This window comes from Micromonospora foliorum (genome assembly GCF_022229015.1).
GTDB lineage: Bacteria > Actinomycetota > Actinomycetes > Mycobacteriales > Micromonosporaceae > Micromonospora > Micromonospora foliorum.
This window is the reverse complement of sequence record NZ_JAKKFF010000228.1, coordinates 1-5065: the sequence shown is the minus strand read 5'-3', so window position 1 is coordinate 5065 and position 5065 is coordinate 1. Positions and strand designations below refer to the sequence as shown.

Below are 5065 nucleotides of genomic sequence, written 5' to 3'. Positions count from 1 at the left end.
TGGCCGGCCTGGCCTGGGTCGCCCGGGATGTGCCGGCGGCGCTGGGTGGCCGGCTCAGCGGGGCGCGGGCGGAACGGGCGGCCCGCTCGCCGCAGTTCCGCGAGGGCACCTTCCACAACCGGACGGGCACCCGCACGATGGTCGCCGAGCCGGGGCGCAACCTGCTCCGGGAGCTGATCTTCGGCAAGCAGAAGCGGCGTCCGACCGCGCCGGTGCCGCTGCTGCGGCCCAGCGCCGGCGGCCCGGAGGCCGCCGACGAGCTCAACATCGTCTGGTACGGCCACGCCTCGACGCTGATCGAGATCGAGGGGCGGCGGGTGCTGCTCGACCCGGTCTGGAGCGACAGGTGCTCGCCCTCGGGGCTGGTCGGCCCGCGCCGGCTGCACGAGCCACCGGTGGGCATCGACGAGCTGCCCCCGCTGGACGCCATCCTGATCTCGCACGACCACTACGACCACCTCGACATGGCCACCGTGCGGGCGCTGCTCGCCGGGCAGTCCGCGCCGTTCCTGGTGCCGTTGGGCGTGGGCGCGCACCTGGACCGCTGGGGCGTACCCGCCGAGCGGATCATCGAGCTGGACTGGTCCGAGTCGCACCAGGTCGCCGGCCTGGAGATCACCGCCACCGCCGCCCAGCACTTCTCCGGTCGTGGGCTGCGCCGCGACGGCACGCTCTGGAGCTCGTGGGTGGTGGCCGGGGCGCGCCGCAAGGTCTTCTACACCGGCGACTCCGGTTACTTCGACGGGTACGCGGACATCGGCGCCGAGCACGGGCCGTTCGACGTGACGCTGATGCAGATCGGCGCGTACGACCGGGCCTGGCCGACGATCCACATGTTCCCGGAGGAGGCGGTCACCGCCCACCTCGACCTGCGCGGCGGGCTGTTCGTGCCGGTGCACTGGGCGACGTTCAACCTGGCCCTGCACGACTGGTCCGAGCCGGTCGACCGGCTGTGGGCCGAGGCGAAGGCCCGCGACGTGCGGCTCGCCGTGCCCCGCCCCGGCGAGCGGGTGGTGGTCGACGAGCCGCCCGCCGTCGACGGCTGGTGGCAGTCGGTCGCCTGAGCCGGGTCAGAGGACGAACGCGTCGGTCCAGAGCGCGCCGGACCGGCCGGAGAGGGCGTCCAGCATGGCCACCGCCTGACCGTCGGTGAGCTGCGCGACGAAGTCCACGATCGCTCGCCCCCGGGCGCGACCGATCCGGTCCGGGGTACGCGGGTGCAGCTCCGCCTCGGCCAACTCGACCAGGTCGTGCAACCGGCGGGGCAGCCGGGACTCCTCCTCCGGGTCGAGCAGCCACTCCCAGAGCGCCTCGACCAGGGTGTCCAGCAACCGGGCCTGGCCGCGCTGGTGCAGGGCGAGATCCGGGCGGGCCAGCACGAACCGGTGGTGGACGAACTTGAGCACCTGCACCTCGTGCCACTGCGCGCAGCCCAGCAGCACGTGCCCGGAGCGCACCGACGGCTGGTCGGTGACCGTGATCGCCTCGACGAAGCGGGTGGACCAGCGGGCGGAGAACCGCGCCACGTACTGCTCCGCCTCGATCGAGCCGTCGAACGGCATCGCGAGCAGCCCGTCCACCAACTCCTCGCGGACGTGCTCGACGGCGGCGGCGAACGCCTCGTCGTCGGCGATCCAGGCGTCCTTGCGGTGCAGTTGCCGGCGTAGTCGCTCGATCGCCGCCCCGGGGCGCCGGGCCGCCGTGGCCAGCGCCGCGTCGGTGATCGCCCGGAAGTGCCCGCTCTCGCGCTGCCAGGCCATCAACTCCGCGGAGACCGAACCCTGCTGGAGCACACCGACGCGGTAGAAGTCCTCCACGTCGTGGATGGCGTACGCGATGTCGTCGGCGGTGTCCATCACCGACGCCTCCACGGTCTGCTGCCAGTCCGGGATGCGACCGGCGAACGGCTCCCGGGCCTGCCGCAGGTCGTCCAGCTCGGTCCGGTACGCGCCGAACTTCGACGAGCCGCTGTCCGGGTCGTCCGGCGGCGGTGTGGCGCCGCGCGGCGGGGGATCCATCGTGCGGGGGTGCGGGTCGGGGTGGTCCAGGCGGGTCCACGGGTACTTCAACATGGCCGCGCGGACCGCCGCGGTCAGGTCCAACCCGGTGGTGGCCGCGCCGCGGATCTCGGTGCTGGTGACGATCCGGTACGACTGCGCGTTGCCCTCGAAGCCGTCGGAGAGGCCGAGGCGCTGGCGGGCCAGCCGGTCCAGCACCCGCTCCCCCAGGTGCCCGAACGGTGGGTGGCCGAGATCGTGGGCGAGCGCCGCCGCCTCCACCACGTCGGGGTCGCAGCCGCCGAGCTTGTCCAGCAGGTCGCGCCAGCGTTCGTCGGCGCACAACCGCTCGGCGACCGCCCGGGCCACCTGGGCGACCTTGAGGCTGTGGGTGAGCCGGTTGTGCACCAGCAGCCCGGAGCCGACCGGGCTGATCACCTGGGTGACACCGCCGAGGCGGGCGAAGAACGGCGAGCCGACGATCCGGTCCCGGTCGGCGCGGAACGGGTTGGCCGTAAGGTCACCGAGGGCCCGGGCGCTGCCGCCGAAGAGCCGCCGGGCACGCGGCTCCGCAGCAGATTCCATGATCGCCACGCTAGCGCAGGCCCGACGGGACCGCCGCCGGTCACCCCGGCCGGGCACGGCGGTTCCGTCTCCCGCCCCGGCCGGGCGCGGCGACAGCGCCCCGGCCCGCCCGGCAGAATGCAGGCGTACCCACTCCCGAAGGCGGATCGAGATCGTGACCCAGTCTGTTCATCAGCGGATCGCCGACGAGCTCGGCGTGGCCGAGCGCCAGGTGCGGGCGGCCGTGGAGCTGCTCGACGGCGGCTCCACCGTGCCGTTCATCGCCCGCTACCGCAAGGAGGCCACCGGCCTGCTCGACGACACCCAGCTGCGCACCCTGGAGGAGCGGCTGCGCTACCTGCGCGAGCTGGACGAGCGGCGGGCCGCGGTGCTGGAGTCGATCCGCGGCCAGGGCAAGTTGGACGAGGCCCTGGAAGCGCAGATCATGGCCGCCGACTCGAAGTCCCGGCTGGAGGACATCTACCTGCCGTACAAGCCGAAGCGGCGGACCCGGGCGCAGATCGCCCGCGAGGCCGGGTTGGCGCCGTTGGCCGAGACGCTGCTGGCCGACCCGGGTCAGGACCCGCGGGCCACCGCCGCCGGGTTCGTCAACGAGGAGAAGGGCGTCGCCGACGCCGCCGCCGCACTGGAGGGCGCGCGGGCGATCCTCATCGAGACCTTCGCAGAGGACGCCGACCTGATCGGCACGCTGCGCGAGCAGATGTGGTCGCGGGGCCGGCTGGCGTCCCGGGTACGCGAGGGTCAGGAGGCGGCCGGCGCGAAGTTCGCCGACTACTTCGACTTCTCCGAGCCGTACCCGAAGCTGCCCTCGCACCGGATCCTGGCGATGTTCCGGGGTGAGAAGGAGGGCGTGCTCGACCTGACTATGGAGTCGGAGGAGGCGGGCGAGGCGGACGCCGTACCGACCGGACCGACCCGGTACGAGGCGGCCATCGCAGGCCGGTTCGGGGTGTCCGACGCGGGCCGCCCGGCCGACCGCTGGCTGACCGACACGGTGCGCTGGGCGTGGCGTACCCGGATCCTCATCCACCTCGGCGCGGACCTGCGGATGCGGCTGTGGCAGGCGGCCGAGGAGGAGGCCGTCCGGGTCTTCGCCACCAATCTGCGGGACCTGCTGCTCGCCGCGCCCGCCGGCACCCGACCCACAATGGGCCTGGACCCGGGCCTGCGGACTGGGGTGAAGGTGGCCGTGGTGGACGCCACCGGCAAGGTGCTCGCCACCGACACCATCTATCCGCACGAGCCGCGCCGGCAGTGGGACGCGTCGGTGGAGACCCTGGCCCGGCTGGCCGGGGCACACGGGGTGGAGCTGATCGCGATCGGCAACGGCACCGCCTCCCGCGAGACCGACAAGCTCGCCGGTGAGCTGATCGCCCGGCACCCACAGCTCAACCTGACCAAGGTGATGGTCTCCGAGGCCGGCGCGTCGGTCTACTCCGCCTCCGCGTACGCCTCGCAGGAACTGCCCGGGATGGACGTGTCGCTGCGCGGCGCGGTCTCCATCGCCCGCCGCCTCCAGGACCCTCTCGCGGAGCTGGTCAAGATCGATCCGCGCTCGATCGGGGTCGGTCAGTACCAGCACGACCTCTCCGAGGTGAAGCTGTCCCGGTCGCTGGACGCGGTCGTGGAGGACTGCGTCAACGCGGTCGGGGTGGACGTCAACACCGCCTCCGCGCCGCTGCTGACCCGGGTCTCCGGGATCGGCGCCGGCCTGGCCGAGAACATCGTGCTGCACCGGGACGCCAACGGGCCGTTCCGCACGCGTACCGAGCTGAAGAAGGTGGCCCGGCTCGGGCCGAAGGCGTTCGAGCAGTGCGCCGGCTTCCTGCGCATCCCGGACGGCGACGACCCGCTGGACTCCTCCAGCGTGCACCCCGAGGCGTACCCGGTGGTGCGCCGGATCCTCGCCACCACCGGGCAGGACCTGCGCTCGGTGATCGGCAAGAGCGGCATCCTGCGCGGGCTGCGGGCCACCGACTTCGTCGACGACCGGTTCGGGCTCCCCACCGTCACCGACATCCTCGCCGAGCTGGAGAAGCCGGGCCGGGACCCCCGCCCGGAGTTCCGCACCGCCACCTTCGTCGAGGGGGTGGAGAAGATCAGCGACCTGACGCCGGGGATGGTGCTGGAGGGCGTGGTCACCAACGTGGCCGCGTTCGGCGCGTTCGTCGACGTCGGCGTGCACCAGGACGGTCTGGTGCACGTCTCGGCGATGTCCCGGACCTTCGTGAAGGACCCCCGCGAGGTGGTGAAGTCCGGCGACGTGGTCAAGGTCCGGGTGCTCGACGTGGACGTACCCCGCAAGCGGATCTCGCTGACCCTGCGCCTGGACGACGAGCCCGCCGCGGGTGGTGGCGGCGGTGGTGGTCGGACGAGCCAGGAGGGGCGTGGCGGCCCCGCACAGCGCGCGCCGCAGGGCGGTCGCGGCGGGCAGGGCACATCCGGTGGCCCGCAGGGTGGTCGCGGCAGCGGACAGCCGGACG

At 73.4% G+C, this 5065-nt stretch carries 3 protein-coding genes; 2 read left to right on the top strand and 1 reads right to left on the bottom strand.

Annotated elements, in window-relative coordinates:
* The coding region (locus PSH25_RS17435) for an MBL fold metallo-hydrolase (RefSeq protein ID WP_238660084.1) at window positions 1-1064 on the top strand (1064 nt) is incomplete at its 5' end.
* Window positions 1065-1070: 6 nt separating this feature from the next.
* Here the strand turns inward: PSH25_RS17435 and PSH25_RS17430 are convergent.
* Window positions 1071-2582 carry a deoxyguanosinetriphosphate triphosphohydrolase family protein gene (locus PSH25_RS17430; protein WP_238660083.1) on the bottom strand — a complete coding sequence of 504 codons (1512 nt, stop codon included), beginning with the start codon at window positions 2580-2582 and terminating at the stop codon, window positions 1071-1073.
* A gap of 154 nt (window positions 2583-2736) precedes the next feature.
* Here PSH25_RS17430 and PSH25_RS17425 point away from each other — a divergent pair.
* The coding region (locus tag PSH25_RS17425; RefSeq protein ID WP_238660082.1) for a Tex family protein at window positions 2737-5065 on the top strand (2329 nt) is incomplete at its 3' end.